We start from the raw sequence: 21,391 nt of genomic DNA on the forward strand, positions 1-21,391 counted from the left end.
TTTAAGTTTCCTCTCCTTTTACTTCTTTAATTGATGCAATAAATCGTTCTGTGATTTCTTTTGGTCGTGTGATGGCTCCGCCAACAACGACAGATTTCACGCCGAGTTCGAGCACTTTTTTTGCTTTTTCTGGTGTATCAATTTTTCCTTCTGCGATAACTGGCAATTGTGTACTCGAAAGCACACTTTTTAAATAGGCAAATTCATTATGGCTAATGTTACAGCCTTCTGTTTCCTTCGTGTAACCATGTAATGTAGTCCCAATGATGTCTACGCCAGCTTGTTCGGCAAATGCAACATCTTGTAAGCTTGCGGTATCGCCCATAATAAGCACCTCTTTAAACTCCCTTTTAATCACCCGAATAATGTTTTCAAGGTTCTCATCTTGCGGACGTTTACGCGTTGTTGCATCAAGCGCAAGGACTTCCACGCCGAGTTCGCAAATTGCGCGGGCTTCTTTTAAAGTTGGTGTAATAAAAACTTCAGAATTTGGATAATCCTGTTTAAAAATACCGATAATTGGTAAATCTACTTCCGCCTGAATGGCTTTAATATCTGATACTGTATTCGCTCGAATCCCCACCGCTCCGCCTTCAAAAGCGGCTTGCGCCATTTTCGCCATAATAAACGAGCTATAAAGTGGCTCTCCTTTTAAAGCCTGGCAGGAAACAATCAATCCTCCTTTAACTTGTTGTAAAAAATCTTTCATCATGGTTTTCTCCTCCTTCTCGTACTTCTGCTTCTTTTTATATAAAGTATGCGCTTTCAAATAAAATATACTATAGAAAAATAATTTTATCAATACAACAAAACGAAAATAATTTTCATTTCACTTCAAAAAGAAAGGCCCATCTTAGGCTGAAAAAAATTTATTTTTTATAAAAAAGCACTGTCCACTGGACAATGCTTTTTTTAGATTTTATTTATCAACTGGAACTACAGCGCCGTCCCATTCTTTTGTAATCCAATCTTGGATTTCTTTTGAGTGTAACACTTCAACAAGTTTCTTCACGTCTTTATTATCTTTATCTTCTTCTTTTGTAACGACGATATTCGCATAAGGCGAATCTTTACTTTCAATCGCAATGGCATCTTTTGTTGGATTCAAGCCTTGGTCTACTACAAAATTGGAGTTGATGGCAACTGCATCGCCCTCTTCATTATTGTATGCAGTCATCAAGTAAGCTGGATCTAAATCATATTTGAACTTCAAATTCTTCGGATTATCTTGAATGTCATCAAACGTAGCGTCCTCCGCTTTCACACCATCTTTTAAAGTTAGCAAACCTTCATCAACGAAAATACCAATAACACGTGGCCAGTCAGATTGACTATTTGAAAGTAAAATTTGCGCACCATCTTTTAAATCTTTTAAGTCTTTCACTTTTTTGGAATAAATTCCCATTGGTTCAATGTGAATTGCACCTACATCAGCAAATTTATAGCCTTTTTCTTTTTCTTCAAGTTCTAAATACGGCTTATGTTGGAAATAATTGGCATCTAATTCGCCTTCATCTAGTGCTTTATTTGGCATTACATAGTCGGTATACTTGACGATTTTAAGGTTAATACCTTCTTTCTTCAAAATCGGTTTTGCCTGTTCTAAAATTTGCGCGTGAGGCGTGTTGGAAGCACCAACAATTAACTCCTTGTCGCTAGAACTGGATGACTTTTTGTCCGAAGAACCACTGCCGCACGCGGCTAAAACTAATACTAAGCTAAAAACTAAAATTGCACCAAAAATTTTTTTCATGTTAAACTCTCCTTTTTTTATCTTTTATCGACTGCCTTTGTGAGTAAATCGCCGATGATTTGGAAGATGAAGACAATAATTAAAATTATGATTGTCGCAACGATTGTGACATCAGGTTGATTTCGCTGGAAACCTTCTAAGTAGGCGGCGTTTCCAAGTCCGCCTGCTCCGATTACACCTGCCATCGCCGTAAAACCAACAAGCGAAATTGCTGTGACGGTAATACCTGAAACGATAGCTGGCAAAGCTTCCGGAATTAAAACTTTACCGATGATGGTAAAAAGATTTGCGCCCATCGCTTTAGCTGCCTCAATGACGCCTTTATCAACTTCTCTAAAAGCAATTTCTACCATGCGGGCATAAAATGGCGCTGCGGAAATAATTAAAGCGGGTAGTGCGGCTTTTGGTCCAATAATCGTTCCAACGAGCGTTTTGGTCATGGGTAGAAGTAAAACGATTAAAATAATAAAAGGAATCGAGCGAAATACATTTACAAGTATCGCAGTAATCCAATATAAAATTTTAGCTGGCACTCCCTCATTTCTGTTTGTTAAAAAGAGTAGTAAGCCGAGTAAAATGCCAAGTATGAAAACAGCGACTAAAGAATAAATGGTCATGTAGAGCGTTTCTTGCGTGTAGCCCCACATAAGTTGCCAGTCAACATCTGGGAAGAGTTCCTTCATCCTTCAATCACCTCTGTTTCAATCTTCAAATCACGTAAATGTTGAATGGTATTTTCAATTTCAATATCGCTACCTTCAATTTGCACATAAAGCGTCCCGTAAGCACCATTTTGTGTTTGTGTTAAACTGCCGTGAAGCACGTTTAGTGATACATCATGTTGTTTCGCTACTTCCGAAATGACTGGTCTTGTCGCATTTTCACTCATGAAAAGAAGTTTAACGAGTTTGCCCTCCGAGTAATTTTCAAGCAGGAGGCGAATTAATTCTTCCGTTTCATCTGATTCTGTGACTTGTTCAATAAATCGTTTCGTGACAGCTTGTTTCGGATGTTTGAAAACTTCTAACACGTCCCCTAGCTCAACGACCTTCCCAGCTTCCATAACGGCAACGCGGTTACAAATTTTACGGATAACATGCATTTCATGCGTAATGACGATAATCGTCAAATTTAAACGCTTGTTAATATCTAATAGCAGTTCTAAAACTTCATCCGTTGTTTGCGGATCGAGCGCACTTGTAGCTTCATCGCAAAGTAGAACGGTTGGATCATTTGCGAGCGCCCGTGCAATACCAACACGCTGTTTTTGACCGCCACTAAGTTCCGAGGGGTATGCTTTTTCTTTCCCTTCAAGTCCGACTAAGCGGATGAGTTCGTTTACACGTTCTTTGCGTTTTTGTCCGCGTACACCTGCAATTTCTAGTGGGAACGCGATATTATCAAAAACCGTTCGCGACCACAACAAATTAAAATGTTGAAAAATCATCCCAATTTTTTGCCGAGCCTTCCGAAGTTCTCGCCCGCGAATTTGACTTACTACCTTACCGTTTACATCAACTTGTCCCGCTGTCGGAAGTTCCAAACCGTTGAACAGCCTGATTAGACTACTTTTCCCTGCGCCAGAATAACCAATGACACCGAAAATTTCACCTTCTGCGATTTCCAAACTAACATCATCAACGGCTCGTACCTTATTCCTTCTTGTCGTGTAGTCTTTTACTACATTTTGGAGTGTTATCATTCGCTTCACCTTTTTCTCTCAATATAAAAAGCCTTTCTGCATGAGCAGAAAGGCACGAATTTAACGTTGTACGACTTTCTTCTCATCTTTCAGAACCAATTTTGTCCTGTATGAATTAGCACCTTAAGTGTGTACTTAGGTTGCTGGGCTTCGTCGGGCATATCCCTCCGCCACTCTTGATAAGAATTAAATTTTTAGTGGCGCGTATGAAACGCGTCCTGTTTTTTCATATTACATTTAGAATGCTCTTTTGTCAACAGTAAATTTTGGATTTATGGATGATAGTACGGAGTTCGTTTGGTATGTAAAATAAAAGACAGCGATGACAGTTAAAATTGCAATCGACATAATAAAAAAGCTTTTCTTTGTCATTTCTTCCCCTCCTAGCTTAAATTTTACTTCGCCAAGCTAAAAACACGAGAAAGAAAAAAGAAAGAAAAGCTAAAGATTAGATGAGTGGCAGTTTCACAGTAAATGTTGTTTTATGATGCTTACTTGTTGCCATCACAAGACCGCCGTGGCGCTCCACAATTGATTTTGCAATCGCAAGACCTAGACCCGTTCCTGTCGTTGTACGATTTTTATCTACTTTGTAAAAACGATCGAATAAGTGCGGCAAATCAAGCGCAGGAATTTCCTCACCATAATTAATAACATCAATTACCGCAAAGTCTTCTTCTTTTCGGGCAATTAAATCGATATGTTGATTTCCCTCGCCATATCTCAGTGCATTTGAAAATAGGTTTTCAAAAAGACGCATAATTTGATTGCCATCACCACTTACTACCAAATTGTCCGCCTCATAAGTTTCAATGATTTCCATGCCCTTATCACGTGCAAGTCCATCAAATTCTGCGACAAGTTGGCGGAGCAGCTCGACCATATCTAACCGATCATTTTCCAGCGTATATTCTGCACTTTCTAATCTTGTATAAGAAAATAAATCATCAATGAGCTTATGCAAATGCTTTGCCTTGTCATAAACAAGCTCGGTGTAATATTTGAGTTCGACTTCATCTCGGTAACGATCATCATGAATGTAACTCAAATAGCCTAAAATGGAAGTGAGCGGCGTTCTTAAATCATGTGATACATTTGTGATTAAATCATTTTTCGCCTGTTGCGCTTCTTGTTCCTGCTTCATTAAATTTTCTTGGCGTGAACGCATCTTCTCAATATTCATTTCTAGTTCGCGAATTTCTGGAACAAGACTCATCGTGTCGACTGGGCGGTCAAGACCTAGCGCGTAGTTAATCGTGCGCAGTTGCTTTTTTAGTTTCCTCTGGCGCATCAGTCGGTAAAAAATATAGAAAATAAGTAGCGCAATGAGGAGTGTAATAATATATTTTGCAAGAAGTACCACTGGCGACTCTACTACGTTGTTATATTTTCCACGTCCAAACAAATCCATAAATGAATCGCTTAAACCACGAAGTACTACGGATTCATCACGAATCGACTGCACCCATAGAAAAATGGTCTGGAGTGCAATACCTGCGAGTAACCACGAAATTATCGCAAAAAAAGCAACTTGCCAAGGACTCATCACATGCGCGAGTCGCTCAATCATTCGTTTAAATTTCAATTTTATACCCTACTCCCCAAATTGTTTTAATCACATTCTCACCATCTAGCGCTTCCCGTAATTTATCACGTAAATTACTAATATGCACCATCACTGTTTTACTCGCGCCAAATGCCTGCTCCTGCCAAATTTTTTCAAAAATATATTCTGAACTAAAAACTCGGCCTGGTTCACTCGCAAGTAGATGTAAAATATCAAACTCGGACGTTGTTAAATGAAGCTCTTTCTGGTTAACCGTCACAATGTGTTGATCCCGGTTAATTTCAATCGGACCAATAATTAAATCATTCGTCTCACTAGCCACAACCGACTGCATATTTTGAATGCGTCTTAAAATGGCCTTAACACGAACAGAAAGCTCTAGCGGATTAAAAGGTTTAATCATATAATCGTCCGCCCCAGTTAATAGCCCCATAATTTTATCGTTATCTTCCGCTTTTGCGCTCAACATTAAAATGGGGGTTAAAATCCCTTCACTGCGCATCATGCGACAAACTTCTAAGCCGTCCATTTCTGGCATCATAATATCTAAAATAATTAGTGAAAAATCAATTTTATTTACGAGCTTCCATACTTCAGCCCCGTCATAAGCTTGATGGATGTCATACCCTTCATTTTGAAGGTAAAGCTTGACCAAATCGACAATTTCCTTATCATCATCTGCTATTAAAATGGATGTCATTGTTCCTTACCTCTTCTCATTTTTATTACCCTCATTGTACCATCACAACGAAAAAAAAAGAAATCCGTTTAGATTTCTTTAATAAATATTAAACATTTTGTGAATAGACGCGTTCCTCCTCAGGCTCTAAATGAATCAACACCTGCGCCTTCGAATAGAACTCACCAATCTCCCGCTCAATCGTATCACAAAGTGAATGCGCCTCTGTAACCGTCATCTCACTCGACACAACAAGATGAAAATCAATATATTCCTCCGTCCCCGCTCTTCGCGAACGAAAATCATGAAACTCAATAAAATCTTCTTTATGGGCTAAAATAATTCGTTTGATTTCCTCTTCCTCTTTTTTATTCAAACGTTGATCCATAAGTGGCGGAAATGATTCTTTCAAAAGTTTCCAAGCCTCAAACATAATGTAAATTGCCGTTAAAATTGCAATCACCGGATCAAGCCAAGTCCACCCCGTCAAATACACTAGTAACAAACTTCCCGCAATACCAAGTGAAGTGAAAACATCCGTATAAAGATGTAGCGCGTTTGATTTCATGGCGACCGAGTTTGCCTTATCAGCCGCGCGTTTAATCACCCGAGAAATAATGATATTGACAGCTGCCCCAAAGAGCATGACAAAAATACCAAGTGCTGGGAGGCGAATTTCATGTGGGTTCGTAAACTTATTAATCGACTCCACAATAATCCAAATGCCCGCAACAAAAATGAGCAACGTTTCAATTGTACCCGCAATATTTTCCGCCTTACCGTGGCCGTACGGATGATCATCATCAGCAGGCCGCCCTGCAATCCGAATCGAAAAAAAAGTAATAACAGAAGCGAAAAGATCCATCGAGGAATGCACTGCCTCGGAAATAACCGCTACTGAACCCGTCAAAAAACCAACAATTAATTTTAAAACAACAATTATAAAATTACTGATTACGGATAAAATTGTTAAATTACTATGACTCATCTTATTTGCCCCCAAATCGCACTTATCAAACACCTGAATAAGTGTATCATATCAAAGTCAAATGGGTCTACAGCAACCTTTTTAACATAAGCCAGTTCTATATCGGAAGCGAAACTTTTTTTACTCTGGTAAACTTTCTAGAAAGTTAAAAATTGGTACTACACTATGCAAAGTATACGTTTTATTCACAAATTCACCATGTTCGATCCGTACTAAAACAGGAACTGCCTCAATTTCAAATAGCGGGGCAAATTCCTTGGAGAAATTTAAATCTAGCGCATACGCCTCAATACCCGAACTTTTTTCTGCCAGCTCAATCATTTGCCGAGAAAGCATGCAAGAGCCACATAACGGCGTATAAAAATAAAAAAAGCCACTTTTCCCCTCTTTCAAAAAGCGCACCAAATCTTGTTTTTCAAATTGAATCATACTTTCCTCCTTTAAAAGAGCCAACCTTACAAAGGCTGGCTCAGAAATTAATCTTCAATTACTTTTTCATAATCTTCACTTGATAATAGGGCATCAATTTGTTCAGCAGACACATTTTTTACTTTTAAAATCCAACCTTTTTCATATGTATCGCTGTTTAAAAGTTCCGGTTCATCTTCTAAACCTTCGTTAATTTCTACTACTTCCCCAGTTACTGGCGCGTAGAAATCAGAAACCGTTTTAACAGATTCAATACTTCCAATTGAGTCACCTTGCTGAATGTTATCGCCAACTTCTGGCAATTCAACAAAAACAATATCCCCCAATTGATCTTGTGCGAAGTCTGTAATGCCGATGATATAAGTATCACCATCTTTTTTTACCCATTCATGTTCTTCCGTATACAATAAATCTTTTGGCAAACTCATTTTAAAAACTCCTCCTTTTAATAAAACAGCGCAATTTTATTTCCAAGCAGCTTCAAATTCTTCTTCTTTAAAGCCGAGTGTTACCTTATTTCCATCCGTTGTAAGCGGACGCTTAATTAATTTCCCATCAGAAGCAAGCAATTCGAAAGCTTCCTCTATAGGCATCTCATCTAGCTTGTCTTTTAAACCAAGCTCGCGATATTTAATCCCACTTGTATTAAAGAAACGGCGAAGCGGCAAGCCACTTTTCTCAAACAGTGCCTTTAGTTCGCTTTTAGTTGGCGGATTTTCGATTAAATCAATTTGGTTAACCTCCACCTCGTTTTCCTCAATCCAAGCTTTTGCTTTTCTGCATGTTGAACATTTCGGGTACCAATAAAAATCTATCACCATCGCTACTCCCTTCCCACCTAAATCTACTTCTATCATAGTCCATTTCCCCAAAAAGTACAAATAAAAAAGCAAGCAAAACCCAACTTTTGACTAAAAGAAGCACAAGATAAGAAAGCGCATACATAATTGCCATTAATTTTTTAGTATTTCTTCTTTCCTCCACTTTTTCGTGTCACTACTAAAACAAAAAATTGAGTAAGTAGCACACAAATTTCACGTACAAGTTTTAATCCAATAAAAAAGCTGAATCATTTAGATTCAGCTTTAATTGACCATTTTACTCTCCATTTCAAACATCGATTTTTGATAATTAAAGCGAATAGATAAAATGAGACCTATTGCCATCATATTTCCAAGCAAGGCACTACCACCGTAACTGATAAATGGTAACGGAATCCCCGTAATAGGTAGTAATCCAATGTTCATTCCAACATTTTCAAGAACGTGGAACATGATCATCATGACAACACCCGTACAAATATATGAATAATATGGAATATTAATATCAAGCGCCACACGAATAATTTGGTAAATAAGAAGGAAATACAGTGCAAGTAAAATACTAGCTCCTACAAAACCATAATCGCCACCAATAATCGTAAAAATAAAGTCATTGTGATTTTCTGGAATTGCAATCGCATCATATCCAGCACCGTTTCCGGTAATCTGACCTGACCCAATTGCTGTCATCGCGCGTAAAACTTGATATCCTCCGCCTTGAGGATCTGTTTCTGGATTAATCCATGTTGTAATACGATCAAACTGATACGGTTTAAAACCAATTTTAATGAGCCAACTTTGATGATTTATAACCATCCAAATCGCCGCCGTGCCAAGTGCAATAATTCCGCCGTATAAGGGCACAATAATCTTCCATGTAATCCCAGATACAAGAATCATTCCCGCAATAATTGCTATGAACACAAGTGTTGTCCCTAAATCAGGCTGCATCATAATAAGTACAAGTGGCACTGCAGCAAAAAGCCCAATTTTCACAATCAACCAAAAATCATACTTAATCGTATGTATTTTATACTTGTTGTTATGGTCCATAATGACCTTCGCTAAAACAATTATAATGATGACTTTAACAACTTCAGACGGTTGTAAGTTTCCTAAAAACGGAATAACAATCCAACTTTTAGCGCCTTTTACTTCTTTACCAAAAACAAGTACAAAAACAAGCAAGAAGATTCCAAGCGCATAATAATAGTACGCCCATTTTGTCAGCCTGTCGTAATCAAGCTGCATCATGACAATAATCGCAAATGTCGTCACCATATACCAAACGATTTGTTTCATCACAAAGTTCGTATCATACTGCTCATTTGTAATTTGGGCACTATAAATCGATATTAAACTAATTAAGCAGAGCAGCATTAAAGTTAAAACAATACCGTAATCAATTCGCCCCGCCATTTTATTTTGCTGATTCATTCTTTACGCTCCTAACTCGTTGGTTAACAAATAAAATTTCATTCTTTTGCCCCCCAAACACTCCCGTAAAACCCAATCTATACATTATAACATAAAAATTCTCTCTCCATTATATCAAGTTTTTACTGGATGGGAAGCTTTTTCACGAAATTCTAATCTAAAATTATGATGAGAAACGCGTAGACGCAACCGGCCGAATCGATAACTTATCGCCAACTTCTGAAACCTCAGCTTTTATATGAAAAACTTCTTCCAAAAGTGTCGTCGTAAACACCTCATGCGGCGTACCCGTTTTCGCAATCGCACCATCAGCGCAAGCAAAAATATAATCACTATAAAGTGCAGCTTGATTCAAATCATGTAAAACAAGGACAATCGTCATCCCGTATTCGCGATTTAATTTAGTTAGCAAGTCTAAAAGCTCCAATTGATGCGCAATATCGAGATATGTCGTCGGTTCATCTAATAATAAAATCGGCGTTTTTTGCGCCAAAGCCATACCAAGCCACGCTCGCTGCCGCTCGCCGCCTGATAATGTATGTAGCGGTCGATAAGCGAGATGCTCCAAATTGCAAACATCAAGCGCCCAACGAATTACCGTTTCATCTTCTGTCGTAAGCCCACTACTAAGCCACGCTTTATACGGCATTCTTCCGTAAGCAATTAAATCGTGCACCACCACATCTAAAAGTCCGTCTGGTGCCTGTGATAACATCGTCATTTCCTTCGCCAACTTTTTCGCACTAATCTCCGCTAAATCAGTTCCATCAAGCATAATAATGCCGTCTTTTGGTTCAAGAAGGCGCATCATTAGCCGGAGGATTGTTGATTTTCCCGAACCATTTGGCCCCACAAGCGTTGTTATTTTTCCTTCTTCAATTTTGAGTGATAAATCGTGAATCGCAAAATCCTTTTTTCTCGAAAAAGAAAGGTTTTCAATGTTTATTTTCATGAAGTAACACGCCCTCTCTGTAATAAAATGAGGAAGAACGGTGCGCCAATCATCGCAAGCAAAATCCCAACTGGCAGTTCAATAGAACCAAACCAACTTCGTGCTGCCGTATCCGCAAAGCCTACCAAAACTGCACCGCCTAGCGCCGACATGGGTAGCAAATATTTATAATCATTCCCGATAATGAGTCTAAAAATATGCGGGACAACAAGTCCAACAAAGCCAATTAGCCCCGCCACACTGACCGCGACACCGCTTAAAAATGCCGCTAGCATAATAATAAAGAATCTATGTTTCTCAACCGCATATCCTAATAGTTTCGCCGCATCGTCCCCGAGCATTAATACATTAGAGGAGCGGATGGCAAAAATGCTAAGGAAAAATCCAACCACCATGTACGGGAAAATCATCTCCAAGTGATACCAACTTTTCCCCGAAAGTGTGCCCGTCATCCACGAAATCACGCTCTGTACACGATTCGAGTAAAGCACCATAATGCCAGAAGTCATCGCCGTAATAAAGGCATTAATCGCTACACCTGATAAAATGACGCGCAGCGGTGAAACGCCTTTATCCCAAGCCACGATATAAATTAAAAGGGCTGTTCCAAATGCGCCTAAAAATGCGCCAAGCGGGACGAAACCCGATAAGGTAGGGAAAACAATTGTTAAAATGATGGCAACAAGGCCGCCGCCCGCCGATACACCAATAACGCCTGGGTCTGCGAGCGGATTTCGCATAACGCCTTGAAGTAGGCAACCTGAAATTGCGAGCGCCGCCCCAACTAAAAAGGCAATTAGCATTCGCGGCAAGCGCAAATTCCATACAAGTTGGTTTGAAAGTGTGTCGCCATCCCCAGTTAGCACGTGCCAGACTTGCGAATAAGAAAGTCCCACCGAACCAGTTGTCAAGCCGTAAAAAAATACAATAACAAGTAAAACTAAAACGACAGCAAGCGAAATTAAACGGCGACGACGTCTTGGATCATGCGCCTTATTCATTTCGCCACCTGATTTAATTTCTGCGTCATATAATCAAGTGCCTCTTCAATTCTAACACCTGGATTTGTTCCAAATAAATCGGCTGGAAGCACCATGACATCGCCATTTTTTACCGCCGTAGTCGAATTCCAAGCATCATTTTGTTCCATTTCTTTCCGAAAAGCCTCTTCCGTTTCTTTTTCATCGCCGCCGTGAATCATTAAAAAAATCACTTCAGGATCTTCTGCAACAATTTTTTCAATATTTAACGCCGCATATTGCGGAAAGTTTTCCACACCTTTTAAATTCTCAGCAACATTCATTCCGCCAGCAATTCGCAAAGTATCCCCACTAAGCGATGTAGGTAAAGCCGCATAATTGCTTCCCGGAGCCCCTAAAATCATTAGCGCCCGGACATGCTTACCTGCTTGCGCCGTTTGAATAGCCTCTTCCCGCTCGGTTAGCGTTTGATTTAGTTCCTTCGCTTTCGCCTCCGCACCAAGTAATTTCCCCAGCACTTCCGTTTGCGTCTTAATATCATCCACCGAATTTGCGCCCGTCAAAACCACCTTCGCCCCAATTGCCTCAAGCGCTGGTACATCCTTCAAATTTTGCTCCGAACTCGCCACAATCACATCTGGCGCAAGTGCCGCAATTTTTTCCAAATTCAAATCATGCGTATTACCAACTTCCGTAGCGCTTTTCGCTTCCTCTGGCTTTACGCCGCTCGCATCTTGCGTTTGCCGTCCAACTACTTTTCCACCGAGTGCATAAACAATGTTCATATCTGAATTTGTAAGCGTAATAATCCGCTTCGGTAATTTATCAAACGTGACCGTGCGCCCCGCCATATCATGTATCGTTAAAACTGCTTTTTCCGCTTTCTCTCCGCTAGAAGCTTCTTTTTCTACCGACTCAGGTGCCCCTGAACAAGCAGCAAGAAATAAAATCGCGATAAAAACCAGTCCAAAATATGCCTTTTTCATAGTTTCCTCCCCGTATTTTCTGGTATATTTATTGTACTAGAAAAACCCTTTTAATTCAAAGGTTGATTGAGAATCATTTTCATTACGAACGGAGCGATCATATGCTAGACTTTTTAGTCCCTTTCTTGCTCATCGGTTTAGGCACCTATTTTTATTTTTTCACGCCAACAAACCAAAATCAAACCCTTAGCTACCGAACAAAAGCGAGTTTAAAATCACCTGAGACTTTTCAATTCGCACATCGCTATTTAGGTAAACTTTGGCTCATAATCGGTATCGCCACATTTATCCTGTACGTTGCACTAAGTTTTGTTCCCATCCCATTTTTCATACGCAGTAGTCTGTTTTTTGTCATCCTTTTAATTTTATTCTTCCTATCCATTTTATTAACCGAACATAAAATAAAACAATAATTTATTATTGAAAAACAATAAACTTTATTTTATACTAATACTATTCCTAAAAGTAGTGAGGTGTTTAGTATGAAAAAAGAAACTTTATTTTTAAAAATCGTCATTATTGTGCTTTGCATTCCCGTAGTGGCGCTTGCATTTATCGCTCTTCCCCCCTTGTTTATCGCAGCTCTTGAAATTTTTCCAAATCAGCAAGCCTTTGTATATATCGCGTTTGCTAGCATTTATTTGAGCGCCATTCCATTTTTTATTGCCGTCGTACAAGCGTTCAAACTATTACTTTTAATTGACAAAAATAAGGCTTTTTCACACGTTGCAGTTAAAAATTTAACCAAAATAAAATTTTCTGCCTTCCTAATTAGTGGCCTTTATTTACTCGCGTTACCGCTTTTTTATTTGTCAGCTGATATTTCAGATGCGCCTGGAATTATTTTTATCGGAGGCATCATTATTTTCGCCGCATTTATTATTGCTATCTTTTCAGCTGTTCTTGAGAAGCTTCTACAAAACGCAATTTCCATCAAATCTGAAAATGACTTAACGATATGAGGTGATGATATGGCCATTATTATAAATGTAGATGTTATGCTCGCCAAACGAAAAATGTCCGTTACGGAACTATCCGAAAAAGTCGGCATTACAATGGCAAACTTATCCATTCTAAAAAACGGTAAAGCAAAAGCCGTCCGCTTTTCAACACTAGAAGGTATTTGCAAAGCACTCGATTGCCAACCTGGCGATATTTTAGAATATCAAAAAGACGACAAAACACCCTAGCATGTGCTAGGGTGTCTACTTATACGTAAAATCTGGCTGAGTGTTAATTCGCTAGGATTGGTAATAATTTTACCATTTCATCTTGAACTAGTTGCTGGTCATATGCTATCGCCGAATGAAAGGCATTACGCTTTAACAGCTGCTTTTCAGCCTCACTACTTGAACTAAATTGAAACAATTTTTCAGCAATCGAGCTAGCGTTGCCCACTTCTGTAAAATAGCCGTTTTCTCCCTCAATCAAATAGCCTTGAATTCCCGCAATGCGACTACCAATCACTGGAACCCCACATGCCATTGCTTCGATACCGACAAGACCCAAGCTCTCTCCTTTTCTTCGGCTAGGAAAAACAAAAACATCCATTTCGTTATAAAGTGCGGCCAATTCCTTTTGCGGCAATAAATTGTAGCAACGCACATCTTCTTGAATCCCAAGCTTTTGAATAAGCGCCTCTTTTTGCTCATTTTCCTTACCATTCCCCACCATAATAAGCCGAACAGGCCGATTTGACATGCGCTTAAATTGAGCAAACCCGTGAAGAGCATCATCCCAACCTTTATCAATATCAATTCGTCCCACGTAGCCAACACAACAAACACCTAAATCTTTATCTGTTTCTTGAGGTGTAAAAAGCATCCGATCTACTCCACCAGATGGCGATATTAAAATATCACTAGATGCAATTTGATAGCGTTTTATAACGACTTGTTTAAAATAACTAGACGGCACAACAATATGATTTGCCTGTCGTAATACCCTTGCCACCCATAATTGTAGCCTTTCTTGAATACGTGTTTCAGGGAACACGTCACTACCATGCACATTGACAGTGAGATTAATTTTGCGATTTAAGACTTTCGCACATAAAATGGGAATCGCACCATGGGATGCATAGTGCAAATAAACAACATCATATTGTTTAAATAGTAAAGTAAAGAATATACGAAAATAAAAAACAATATAATTCCATAACTTTTTTCGCTTATTTAGTGCTTTACACATGGTAACCGTATCAACTTTGCTTGATGCTTTTTCAAGTATGCATACATGATTTTTCACAAAAATACCATATGACGGGTATTCTTTAGATGGAAACATGTTGGCAATAACAAGTATTTTCATGTCAAAATTCCTTTTCAAAATATTTTTTGCCACAACTTGATAAACTCAAGGTCTACATAAAACCTGCCTATCCTTTTTTATTTAAAATTTTAGAAAACAGCATACTACAATTAGACACACCCATTTTCCAAATTATTTTCAATATAGTTTATCTCCTCTTATCTCACTTCACGAATTACTTTTGCTGGGACTCCGCCAATAATACTATACGGCGGATATTTTTTTGCTGGAACAACAGCACCCGCTGCTACAACACACCCGTCTGAAATTTCTGCACCCGCTAAAATCGTAACACGCGTTCCAATCCAAACATCATTGCCAATAAAAACTGGTTTTTTTTCTGTTCCACTGTCTAAAATTTTTGTTGTCCCATCAATACAATGTGTCTCCGTCAAAATAACTACTTCTGGCGCCATTAAAACATCATCACCGATATGAACTGGTGCTGCAGCAATAATCCGCGAATAATCACCAATTGATGAACGCGTCCCAATATGAATGTTTTTCATATAACGTAGTTTTAAATTGGGTCGCAAGTTACTGTTGTCCGCGCAACTTCCAAAAAGAGATTTTGCAACTCGATTCTTTAATTTACGTAGTAAACGTCCAGTTAAAAAGCGATTAGGCATCGGAAGATTGTTGAGCAATGAAAATAAAATTGCAAGCATTACTTACGCCGCCTTTCTTTTAGCACTTTCTTCATAAAACTTAGATTTCCTACAAAATAACGTTTAAACATGCGGCGTGGTTCCTGAAGAAATCGATAAAACCATTCTAACCCTATTTCCTGCATCCATTTAGGTGAACGTTTTGTTAAACCTGAAATAACATCAAAACTTCCTCCTACCCCCATCACAAAAGAAGCATTCATAGTGTTCAAATGCTCTCGAATCCAAAATTCTTTTTTTGGACTGGAAAAAGCAACAAATACAATATCTGCTTGTGCCATTTGAATATCAAGCGCAATTTGTTCTGACTCACAGTTATCAAAGTAACCATTTCGACAACCCGCTATTTGTAATCTTGGAAACTTCTCTTTATGAATACGCACAACTTTTTGTACGACTTCTTCAGCAGCACCAAAATAAAAAATTCGATATCCTTTTTCTGCACTTTTCTCAACTAATTTTTCAAATAAATCGATACCTGTCACACGTTCAGGTATTTGCTTATCTAAAAAGTTTGCTGCCCAAACAATTGACTGCCCATCTGCATTAATAAGAGGCGAATCATTTACAATCTTTCTAAGTTCCTCATTTTTAGCCATTAAATTAATTTTGCTAGCGTTAATTGCAACATGCTGAACTGGTTTTTTCGCACGAATTATTTCTTCAATTTTAATCAAAGTTTCTTGCATTGTTAGGGCATCCACATAGCTGCCTAATAAAAACATACGAGTCATAAGTTTTTGTTTCTCCTCTTAAATTAATAAGCACTATTTGGTACAAAAATAACGCATACCGTTTTCAGTAAAATCTTCATGTCCATCGAAAAGCTAACATGCTGAATATAGTGCAAATCCAAATTTACCATTTCAGAAAAGCTAACATCACTTCGCCCACTAACCTGCCATAATCCCGTACAGCCCGGTGTAATTGCTAAACGCCCCAAATCCTTTTTTGAATACTTCAAAACTTCTCGCTCAAGTGGCGGACGAGGTCCAACTAAAGACATGTCCCCTTTCAACACATTAGCTAATTGTGGTAATTCATCAATGCTCGTTTTCCGTAAAAACTTTCCCAATTTAGTAATTCGCGGATCATATTTTATTTTGAACATTGCGCCTTCAACTTCGTTTTGTTCAAGTAAATCTGCCAATTTTTCTTCCGCATTTGGAATCATCGTACGAAACTTATACATCATAAATCGTTTGCCATCTTTACCAATACGTTCCTGTTTAAAAATTACTGGTGCTTTTAAATCACTTAGTCTAATGAGAATAAATAATAAAATAAAGAGTGGCGTTAACAGAAACAGACCGCAACTCGCACCAAGAAAATCAATAACTCGCTTGATAATAGGATAAAATCTTATAGTGGTTTTTGTAGTGGGCTTTGCCACTGTTTTAATTGACTCCATCTCGATTCCTTTCATTAACTATAATAATAGTAGGTATTCTTGTTGTGCTTTACATAATTTAAAACCGATCCAATAATTGAAACTTTCGTATTTTTTAGCTGTTGCACTGCCATTTTTGCATGTTCTTTATTTGTCTTATCGCTACGAAGAACAATGATTGCACCGTCCACATGGGGGGTTAGAACGAGTGCGTCAGACGAAGCCAAAAGTGGTGGCGTATCAATAATAATTTGATCAAACTCCTTAGCTAATTTCGCTAATAGTCGCCCCATTTTTTTAGAAGACAATAATTCATTCGGATTCACAGGTATAGTCCCGCTCGTTAAGATCATTAAATTTTCGATTCCTGTTTCATGAAAAACATTTTCTGGCTGGATTGCGTTATCTGTAAGCAGATCTGACAAACCAATGTTAAATCTAATTCTAAACGTTTTGTGTCCTGTTGGTTTCCGCATATCTGCATCGATTAAAAGTGTCTTACTTCCTTGCTTCGCGTAGCAAATGGCAAGGTTTGCAGATATGGTGGATTTTCCACTTTCTGGTTCCGGAGAGGTCACTAAAATCGATTTATATTCTTTGTCCACTGAAGAAAAATGAATACCTGTACGTAGCGTTTTAAATTGTTCTGTAATTGGTGAGTTAGGATTTGTTTCAACAATCAACTTTCTTCTGTTTGTTTGATTATTGCTCATTAGACATCATCCTTTCCTATTGCGTTTTCTTCTAGTATTATTTCGTCCTCGTAAATCTTCATCCTTCATTTCAGTAATAACAGTTAAAACTGAAATCCCTAAAATTTCCTCTACATCTTCAGTTGATTTAATTGAACGATCAAAGAGATTGCGGATAAACATAATAATGACGCCGATAATCATTCCAACAGCTGCTGAAATAGCAATTAATAGGCTCTTATGGGGTTTTATAGGAGGCGCATCTGAATCATAAACAGCGGGTGACAAAATATAGGTATTGTCAATATTCATTATTTCTGGAATTTCTTTATTAACAATTTTAACTGTTGCATTTGCAATTTTAACGTTATCTTTTGCATCTTCTCCCTCAACGTTAATTTGAATCACCTGTGACTCTGCGGTGCTATTAACTGTAATCATTTTTTCTAATTCTTTTTCCGAATATTCTCCGTCCATTTTTTTAGAAACCTCTGATAAAATGCGCGGACTCGTTATAATTGAAGCATACGTATTGACAAGTTGTAGGTTCGCTTGGACGTCTTTAGATTCTACAAGCGAGTTTTCTGGAACTGCCTGATTGATTAATATTTCTGTTTCGCTCTTATAAACTGGGATAGCTAAAAAGTAAAGGTAGCCTGTCATCAAAAGTGTACATATGCAAGTACTAATAAAAATCTGCCACTTGTTTTTTTTCAAAAGATCCCATAGTTGTTTTAGGCTCAAAGTGTCTTCCATTGTTTCCTCCTGACTTTATTCAACAATTGAAACTAACTTTTTATTATCCCTTTTCATCTCATATAAGCTTCCCATGTTGTAAATTTTTACCTCAGCCATTCTTGAAATAATATTTTTTGTATCAAAAATATTTTTTTGCTTCATTCCACCAAGCTGTTCTGCCGTAATCTCTTTAAATTCATTATGATCAGCTAAAACAAGTATTAAATCGGCATCAAAAACAGCTTTTTCAAAGTTTGTTTCAACCCAAGGCTTCTGTACATGTGGATCAAAAATAGTCATTTCAAAATTGGTTTTATTTTTTAATAAATTAACAATCTCAATTGCTGGACTTTCACGAATGTCATCCACATTGCCTTTATAAGTGACACCGCAAACAGCTATTTTTCTACCACCAATTGAGTTCATAAACGCTTTAACTTTTTCTAAAATAAAATGTGGCATCTGATTATTAATTCCACGTGCCATTTGAATAAGTGATGTATTTTCAGGTGTTGCTGCTACAATAAAATATGGATCTACCGCCAAACAGTGTCCTCCAACGCCCGGTCCCGGATAATGAAGATTAACACGCGGATGTTTATTCGCCATTTGAATAACTTCAAGAGCATCTATTTGAAGTGCATCTCCAATTTTTGCAAGCTCATTAGCGAGTGCAATATTTACATCACGATACGTATTTTCCATAAGTTTTGAAAGCTCTGCGGCACCTGCTGTAGCTTCAATTAGTTCGCCTTTAACAAATACATTGTAAACTTCTTTCCCCGCTTTAACACAAGCAGGCGTAAGCCCACCAATGATTCGATTGTTAAATACTAACTCATGAATAATTTTTCCAGGTAGCACACGTTCTGGGCAGTGAACTAAAAATACATCTTCTCCAACTACAAATCCAGCTCCTTCTATCATAGGCTTCACAACGTCTTCAGTTGTACGCGGTGCAATTGTGGATTCTAAAATAACCACATTCCCCTTTTCTAGAAGGGGCAAGATGCTATTTACTGCATCTTTCACATGGGTTAAATCACAAGAAAGATATTCATCACCCTTGTTCGGAGTTGGCACCGAAATAATGAAAGCGTCTGCTGCCTCTAAATCTAACTGAGCCTTAAAACGTTTAGATAAAAGTGCCTCATCTAGTTCTTTCTGAAGTCCTGGTTCTTCAACATGAATACGACCTTCATTTAACATATCAACAGTTTCTTTTTTCACATCCACTCCAACCACAACTTGTCCGTGATTAGCAAACATAATAGCTGTAGGCAAACCAATGTAGCCAAGACCGATTACTGCGATTTTCAAACGATCATCTCCTCATAGATTTAATCTCATTTGTTGTCTGGAATGGAAATTTCCCAAGTTGCAAGTACTTTAGGTTTTTCTTTGCCAAAAGTAACTGGTTTATAGGATAAATCGCCTGATTTCACATCTTTTGGCAGTTCAAAATTCAATGCACCACTGACCTGTTTGTTTGCTTCAATATCTGTTCCAATATTATTTGCCTCTGGAATAACCGTATAAGTTTTATCACCATCTTTTATAATAAATTCACTACCGCCAACACCCCATGACGTCGTATTTTCATTTTTAAAATTCATATTTACTTGAACAACATTTTTATCGCCTTTGCCATTCTCTGTTGTCTCGATACTTTCAATTTTCATTTCTACATTATCAACTGTCTTCACAGGATAGGTTACAGAAGTATTCTTTCCAACCGATTCTTGTGTTTTAGTTGCCTCACCTTCTTCTTTTGTGGGTGAACTGCAAGCTACTAAAGATAAAGCACATAGGCTAGATACAACTGCTAGTAAAACTTTTTTCATGTTTTCAATTAACTCCTTCGATTCTAATTTCTTTTCTAATAGAAGATAAAACTTTCTCCTTGAATATTTATATGCTTGGTAGAGTCCATCAAAAGTTTTGATAGAATTTTTTAACCGGCAATCTTTTTGCAATTAGCCAACTTGTACAGCTTAATTAAAACATATGACTAAATAAAAAAATCGACTTACCAAATTGCATTTTATTCTCCTTTTTCTAGCCACTTTTGTAAAACCTTTGGATTATAAATGGCTTTTTCAGAGTTAGCATATTTTTCCAGGTAGACAATATAAATCTTATCTACAAAATCTACTATCCCTTCTTCTCTTAACAGGCTTTCCATTTTCTTTAAAGAACTCGGACTTAAACCTGCATATTCAGAAATGAATTTTTTGCTAAAGTATTTTGGAAGAATATAAGTATCATCTTGTTTAACGCCAAATTTTGAAGCAAGTTCAAAAAAAGTAGCCAAAAGCCTTGAGAAACTATTTTCATTCATTAACAAATATCGATTCGTTAAAACATTATTTTGCTTTTGCATCTCTAATGCCAGAAAAAGCCAACCTTCTTGATGACTTAACAATTCGAGTAGCACTTCAGACTTTTGAAAAACAATTACCTCACAGTCTATAATTGGCCGATAATTATCGACGTAATCCCCTTGCAAGATGATAGTATCTAGCCCAATAAACTCATTTGTTTGTTGTAAACTGATGGGGAAATCCTGATGTTGAGAAACTATAATCCCTGAAGTTAAGAAGTAGATTTCATTGCTCTTTATAGGATTAATTACGTGGTTTTTCTTCATTTTTCGATATTCATGTTTTACTTGTGGAGATTGAATGAGCAATTTCATCAAATTTTGTTGATTAAAATTTGATTCTACAGCATCTTTGGAGTACAGTTCTTTAATCTCAGTAAGCATTTTTTCACCCTCCTAACCAGAACGCTTTTCAGAATTTTCGTATTTTTTCAGTAACAATGCTATTTTTTATTAGTGAAGGTGTTCTAATTTATATGTTATTATCTAAACAAAGCTACCAACTGAAAATAATACAACTCAAATCCTTCCTGAATAAATATACTCAAAATTAACTGATACTTTAATAAAATTGAGTAGTATATTTAGCAATCCTTAATTCATTAATATCATATCAGTTTGAAATTAGAAAAAAAGCTATTTTTGTCGTTTAATCCTTGTTTTTTGTGTATTTTCTGTTACAATTTTCTCCTCTTTTATTTATAAAGTGTTGCTTAAAATAACGTTTACGCATGTATTTTACAATTAAAAACCATGCCTAATAATTTTCCTCTCATCTTTTAAAAGTTTATATTTTAAACGTATTTTTATAAAATTATTAATAAATTTATATTTTACAATGAGATTCTTGTTAACCTACCTAGCTTTAAATCAATCTCAAACCACCCTAGATTTCTCATTTCATAAATTAGTTACA

The 21,391-nt window shown here is 37.4% G+C and carries 27 protein-coding genes and 1 riboswitch; of the genes, 3 read left to right on the plus strand and 24 right to left on the minus strand.

The window, feature by feature from the left end; genetic code table 11:
* Window position 1 precedes the first annotated feature (1 nt).
* The 15 genes from R8923_RS07730 to R8923_RS07800 form a co-directional block, all read right to left on the minus strand.
* Window positions 2-712 carry an N-acetylmannosamine-6-phosphate 2-epimerase gene (locus tag R8923_RS07730; protein WP_485872193.1) on the minus strand — a complete coding sequence of 237 codons (711 nt, stop codon included), beginning with the start codon at window positions 710-712 and terminating at the stop codon, window positions 2-4.
* 207 nt (window positions 713-919) lie between these two features.
* Window positions 920-1,753, minus strand: coding sequence for a MetQ/NlpA family ABC transporter substrate-binding protein (locus R8923_RS07735; RefSeq protein ID WP_485872194.1), 834 nt, complete (start codon window positions 1,751-1,753; stop codon window positions 920-922).
* A gap of 17 nt (window positions 1,754-1,770) precedes the next feature.
* Window positions 1,771-2,436 (minus strand): methionine ABC transporter permease, encoded by a 666-nt coding sequence (locus R8923_RS07740; protein WP_485872195.1) that lies wholly within the window; start codon window positions 2,434-2,436, stop codon window positions 1,771-1,773.
* Complete coding sequence (locus tag R8923_RS07745; RefSeq protein WP_485872196.1) at window positions 2,433-3,455, minus strand: methionine ABC transporter ATP-binding protein; 1,023 nt, start codon at window positions 3,453-3,455, stop codon at window positions 2,433-2,435. Before R8923_RS07745 ends, R8923_RS07740 begins: the two co-directional genes overlap by 4 nt.
* Window positions 3,456-3,534: 79 nt before the next feature.
* Window positions 3,535-3,641, minus strand: a riboswitch (SAM riboswitch).
* A gap of 51 nt (window positions 3,642-3,692) precedes the next feature.
* Window positions 3,693-3,827: a hypothetical protein gene (locus R8923_RS07750; RefSeq protein WP_485872197.1), complete on the minus strand. Its 135-nt coding sequence runs from the start codon at window positions 3,825-3,827 to the stop codon at window positions 3,693-3,695.
* Window positions 3,828-3,903: 76 nt separating this feature from the next.
* The gene (locus R8923_RS07755) at window positions 3,904-5,046 is read right to left on the minus strand and encodes a sensor histidine kinase (protein ID WP_485872295.1); all 1,143 of its coding nucleotides are present in this window, start codon (window positions 5,044-5,046) and stop codon (window positions 3,904-3,906) included.
* The gene (locus tag R8923_RS07760; protein ID WP_485872198.1) at window positions 5,030-5,722 is read right to left on the minus strand and encodes a response regulator transcription factor; all 693 of its coding nucleotides are present in this window, start codon (window positions 5,720-5,722) and stop codon (window positions 5,030-5,032) included. Before R8923_RS07760 ends, R8923_RS07755 begins: the two co-directional genes overlap by 17 nt.
* 88 nt (window positions 5,723-5,810) lie before the next feature.
* Window positions 5,811-6,689 carry a cation diffusion facilitator family transporter gene (locus R8923_RS07765; protein ID WP_485872199.1) on the minus strand — a complete coding sequence of 293 codons (879 nt, stop codon included), beginning with the start codon at window positions 6,687-6,689 and terminating at the stop codon, window positions 5,811-5,813.
* Window positions 6,690-6,809: 120 nt separating this feature from the next.
* The gene (locus tag R8923_RS07770; RefSeq protein ID WP_485872200.1) at window positions 6,810-7,118 is read right to left on the minus strand and encodes a thioredoxin family protein; all 309 of its coding nucleotides are present in this window, start codon (window positions 7,116-7,118) and stop codon (window positions 6,810-6,812) included.
* A gap of 47 nt (window positions 7,119-7,165) precedes the next feature.
* Window positions 7,166-7,546 carry a glycine cleavage system protein GcvH gene (gene gcvH, locus R8923_RS07775; RefSeq protein ID WP_485872201.1) on the minus strand — a complete coding sequence of 127 codons (381 nt, stop codon included), beginning with the start codon at window positions 7,544-7,546 and terminating at the stop codon, window positions 7,166-7,168.
* Window positions 7,547-7,582: 36 nt separating this feature from the next.
* The gene (locus R8923_RS07780; RefSeq protein WP_485872296.1) at window positions 7,583-7,939 is read right to left on the minus strand and encodes an arsenate reductase family protein; all 357 of its coding nucleotides are present in this window, start codon (window positions 7,937-7,939) and stop codon (window positions 7,583-7,585) included.
* 264 nt (window positions 7,940-8,203) lie between these two features.
* Complete coding sequence (gene rodA / locus R8923_RS07785; protein WP_485872202.1) at window positions 8,204-9,376, minus strand: rod shape-determining protein RodA; 1,173 nt, start codon at window positions 9,374-9,376, stop codon at window positions 8,204-8,206.
* A gap of 163 nt (window positions 9,377-9,539) precedes the next feature.
* Window positions 9,540-10,328, minus strand: a complete 789-nt coding sequence (locus tag R8923_RS07790; protein ID WP_485872203.1) for an ABC transporter ATP-binding protein — start codon at window positions 10,326-10,328, stop codon at window positions 9,540-9,542.
* Entirely contained in the window at window positions 10,325-11,329 is a 1,005-nt protein-coding gene (locus tag R8923_RS07795) for a FecCD family ABC transporter permease (RefSeq protein ID WP_485872204.1), read from the minus strand. Before R8923_RS07795 ends, R8923_RS07790 begins: the two co-directional genes overlap by 4 nt.
* Window positions 11,326-12,294 carry an ABC transporter substrate-binding protein gene (locus R8923_RS07800; protein ID WP_485872205.1) on the minus strand — a complete coding sequence of 323 codons (969 nt, stop codon included), beginning with the start codon at window positions 12,292-12,294 and terminating at the stop codon, window positions 11,326-11,328. The genes R8923_RS07795 and R8923_RS07800 overlap by 4 nt, the downstream gene beginning before the upstream one ends.
* Before the next feature lie 101 nt (window positions 12,295-12,395).
* Here R8923_RS07800 and R8923_RS07805 point away from each other — a divergent pair, with 101 nt between their 5' ends.
* The 3 genes from R8923_RS07805 (at window position 12,396) to R8923_RS07815 (ending at window position 13,484) form a co-directional block, all read left to right on the plus strand.
* Window positions 12,396-12,707 carry an SdpI family protein gene (locus tag R8923_RS07805; protein ID WP_485872206.1) on the plus strand — a complete coding sequence of 104 codons (312 nt, stop codon included), beginning with the start codon at window positions 12,396-12,398 and terminating at the stop codon, window positions 12,705-12,707.
* A 69-nt stretch (window positions 12,708-12,776) separates the two neighbouring features.
* A complete protein-coding gene (locus R8923_RS07810) occupies window positions 12,777-13,256 on the plus strand; it encodes a DUF2975 domain-containing protein (RefSeq protein WP_485872207.1) in 480 nt (159 codons plus the stop codon).
* Window positions 13,257-13,265: 9 nt separating this feature from the next.
* Window positions 13,266-13,484, plus strand: coding sequence for a helix-turn-helix domain-containing protein (locus R8923_RS07815; protein WP_485872208.1), 219 nt, complete (start codon window positions 13,266-13,268; stop codon window positions 13,482-13,484).
* Window positions 13,485-13,527: 43 nt separating this feature from the next.
* Here the strand turns inward: R8923_RS07815 and R8923_RS07820 are convergent, their stop codons facing one another.
* From R8923_RS07820 to R8923_RS07860, 9 genes are all read right to left on the minus strand, one after another.
* Entirely contained in the window at window positions 13,528-14,604 is a 1,077-nt protein-coding gene (locus R8923_RS07820; RefSeq protein WP_485872209.1) for a glycosyltransferase family 4 protein, read from the minus strand.
* Between the two features lie 158 nt (window positions 14,605-14,762).
* Window positions 14,763-15,272 carry an acyltransferase gene (locus R8923_RS07825; protein ID WP_485872210.1) on the minus strand — a complete coding sequence of 170 codons (510 nt, stop codon included), beginning with the start codon at window positions 15,270-15,272 and terminating at the stop codon, window positions 14,763-14,765.
* Window positions 15,272-16,006: a WecB/TagA/CpsF family glycosyltransferase gene (locus R8923_RS07830; protein WP_485872211.1), complete on the minus strand. Its 735-nt coding sequence runs from the start codon at window positions 16,004-16,006 to the stop codon at window positions 15,272-15,274. Before R8923_RS07830 ends, R8923_RS07825 begins: the two co-directional genes overlap by 1 nt.
* 23 nt (window positions 16,007-16,029) lie before the next feature.
* Entirely contained in the window at window positions 16,030-16,683 is a 654-nt protein-coding gene (locus R8923_RS07835; protein WP_485872212.1) for a sugar transferase, read from the minus strand.
* Between the two features lie 14 nt (window positions 16,684-16,697).
* Window positions 16,698-17,375 (minus strand): CpsD/CapB family tyrosine-protein kinase, encoded by a 678-nt coding sequence (locus R8923_RS07840; RefSeq protein ID WP_485872213.1) that lies wholly within the window; start codon window positions 17,373-17,375, stop codon window positions 16,698-16,700.
* 6 nt (window positions 17,376-17,381) lie between these two features.
* Complete coding sequence (locus R8923_RS07845) at window positions 17,382-18,110, minus strand: YveK family protein (protein WP_485872214.1); 729 nt, start codon at window positions 18,108-18,110, stop codon at window positions 17,382-17,384.
* A 15-nt stretch (window positions 18,111-18,125) separates the two neighbouring features.
* Entirely contained in the window at window positions 18,126-19,412 is a 1,287-nt protein-coding gene (locus R8923_RS07850; RefSeq protein WP_485872215.1) for a nucleotide sugar dehydrogenase, read from the minus strand.
* A 26-nt stretch (window positions 19,413-19,438) separates the two neighbouring features.
* A complete protein-coding gene (locus tag R8923_RS07855) occupies window positions 19,439-19,936 on the minus strand; it encodes a DUF4352 domain-containing protein (RefSeq protein ID WP_485872216.1) in 498 nt (165 codons plus the stop codon).
* A 200-nt stretch (window positions 19,937-20,136) separates the two neighbouring features.
* Window positions 20,137-20,859, minus strand: a complete 723-nt coding sequence (locus R8923_RS07860) for a Crp/Fnr family transcriptional regulator (RefSeq protein ID WP_485872217.1) — start codon at window positions 20,857-20,859, stop codon at window positions 20,137-20,139.
* Window positions 20,860-21,391: the final 532 nt, after the last annotated feature.

The sequence above is a fragment of the Listeria tempestatis genome (assembly GCF_963575625.1).
GTDB lineage: Bacteria > Bacillota > Bacilli > Lactobacillales > Listeriaceae > Listeria > Listeria tempestatis.

Coding starts and splice junctions, on each gene's coding strand:
- R8923_RS07730 (WP_485872193.1), bottom strand. CDS start 712: ATGATGAAAGATTTTTTACAACAAGTTAAAGGAGGATTGATTGTTTCC.
- R8923_RS07735 (WP_485872194.1), bottom strand. CDS start 1,753: ATGAAAAAAATTTTTGGTGCAATTTTAGTTTTTAGCTTAGTATTAGTT.
- R8923_RS07740 (WP_485872195.1), bottom strand. CDS start 2,436: ATGAAGGAACTCTTCCCAGATGTTGACTGGCAACTTATGTGGGGCTAC.
- R8923_RS07745 (WP_485872196.1), bottom strand. CDS start 3,455: ATGATAACACTCCAAAATGTAGTAAAAGACTACACGACAAGAAGGAAT.
- R8923_RS07750 (WP_485872197.1), bottom strand. CDS start 3,827: ATGACAAAGAAAAGCTTTTTTATTATGTCGATTGCAATTTTAACTGTC.
- R8923_RS07760 (WP_485872198.1), bottom strand. CDS start 5,722: ATGACATCCATTTTAATAGCAGATGATGATAAGGAAATTGTCGATTTG.
- R8923_RS07765 (WP_485872199.1), bottom strand. CDS start 6,689: ATGAGTCATAGTAATTTAACAATTTTATCCGTAATCAGTAATTTTATA.
- R8923_RS07770 (WP_485872200.1), bottom strand. CDS start 7,118: ATGATTCAATTTGAAAAACAAGATTTGGTGCGCTTTTTGAAAGAGGGG.
- gcvH (WP_485872201.1), bottom strand. CDS start 7,546: ATGAGTTTGCCAAAAGATTTATTGTATACGGAAGAACATGAATGGGTA.
- R8923_RS07780 (WP_485872296.1), bottom strand. CDS start 7,939: ATGGTGATAGATTTTTATTGGTACCCGAAATGTTCAACATGCAGAAAA.
- rodA (WP_485872202.1), bottom strand. CDS start 9,376: ATGAATCAGCAAAATAAAATGGCGGGGCGAATTGATTACGGTATTGTT.
- R8923_RS07790 (WP_485872203.1), bottom strand. CDS start 10,328: ATGAAAATAAACATTGAAAACCTTTCTTTTTCGAGAAAAAAGGATTTT.
- R8923_RS07795 (WP_485872204.1), bottom strand. CDS start 11,329: ATGAATAAGGCGCATGATCCAAGACGTCGTCGCCGTTTAATTTCGCTT.
- R8923_RS07800 (WP_485872205.1), bottom strand. CDS start 12,294: ATGAAAAAGGCATATTTTGGACTGGTTTTTATCGCGATTTTATTTCTT.
- R8923_RS07805 (WP_485872206.1), top strand. CDS start 12,396: ATGCTAGACTTTTTAGTCCCTTTCTTGCTCATCGGTTTAGGCACCTAT.
- R8923_RS07810 (WP_485872207.1), top strand. CDS start 12,777: ATGAAAAAAGAAACTTTATTTTTAAAAATCGTCATTATTGTGCTTTGC.
- R8923_RS07815 (WP_485872208.1), top strand. CDS start 13,266: ATGGCCATTATTATAAATGTAGATGTTATGCTCGCCAAACGAAAAATG.
- R8923_RS07820 (WP_485872209.1), bottom strand. CDS start 14,604: ATGAAAATACTTGTTATTGCCAACATGTTTCCATCTAAAGAATACCCG.
- R8923_RS07825 (WP_485872210.1), bottom strand. CDS start 15,272: ATGCTTGCAATTTTATTTTCATTGCTCAACAATCTTCCGATGCCTAAT.
- R8923_RS07830 (WP_485872211.1), bottom strand. CDS start 16,006: ATGACTCGTATGTTTTTATTAGGCAGCTATGTGGATGCCCTAACAATG.
- R8923_RS07835 (WP_485872212.1), bottom strand. CDS start 16,683: ATGGAGTCAATTAAAACAGTGGCAAAGCCCACTACAAAAACCACTATA.
- R8923_RS07840 (WP_485872213.1), bottom strand. CDS start 17,375: ATGAGCAATAATCAAACAAACAGAAGAAAGTTGATTGTTGAAACAAAT.
- R8923_RS07845 (WP_485872214.1), bottom strand. CDS start 18,110: ATGGAAGACACTTTGAGCCTAAAACAACTATGGGATCTTTTGAAAAAA.
- R8923_RS07855 (WP_485872216.1), bottom strand. CDS start 19,936: ATGAAAAAAGTTTTACTAGCAGTTGTATCTAGCCTATGTGCTTTATCT.
- R8923_RS07860 (WP_485872217.1), bottom strand. CDS start 20,859: ATGCTTACTGAGATTAAAGAACTGTACTCCAAAGATGCTGTAGAATCA.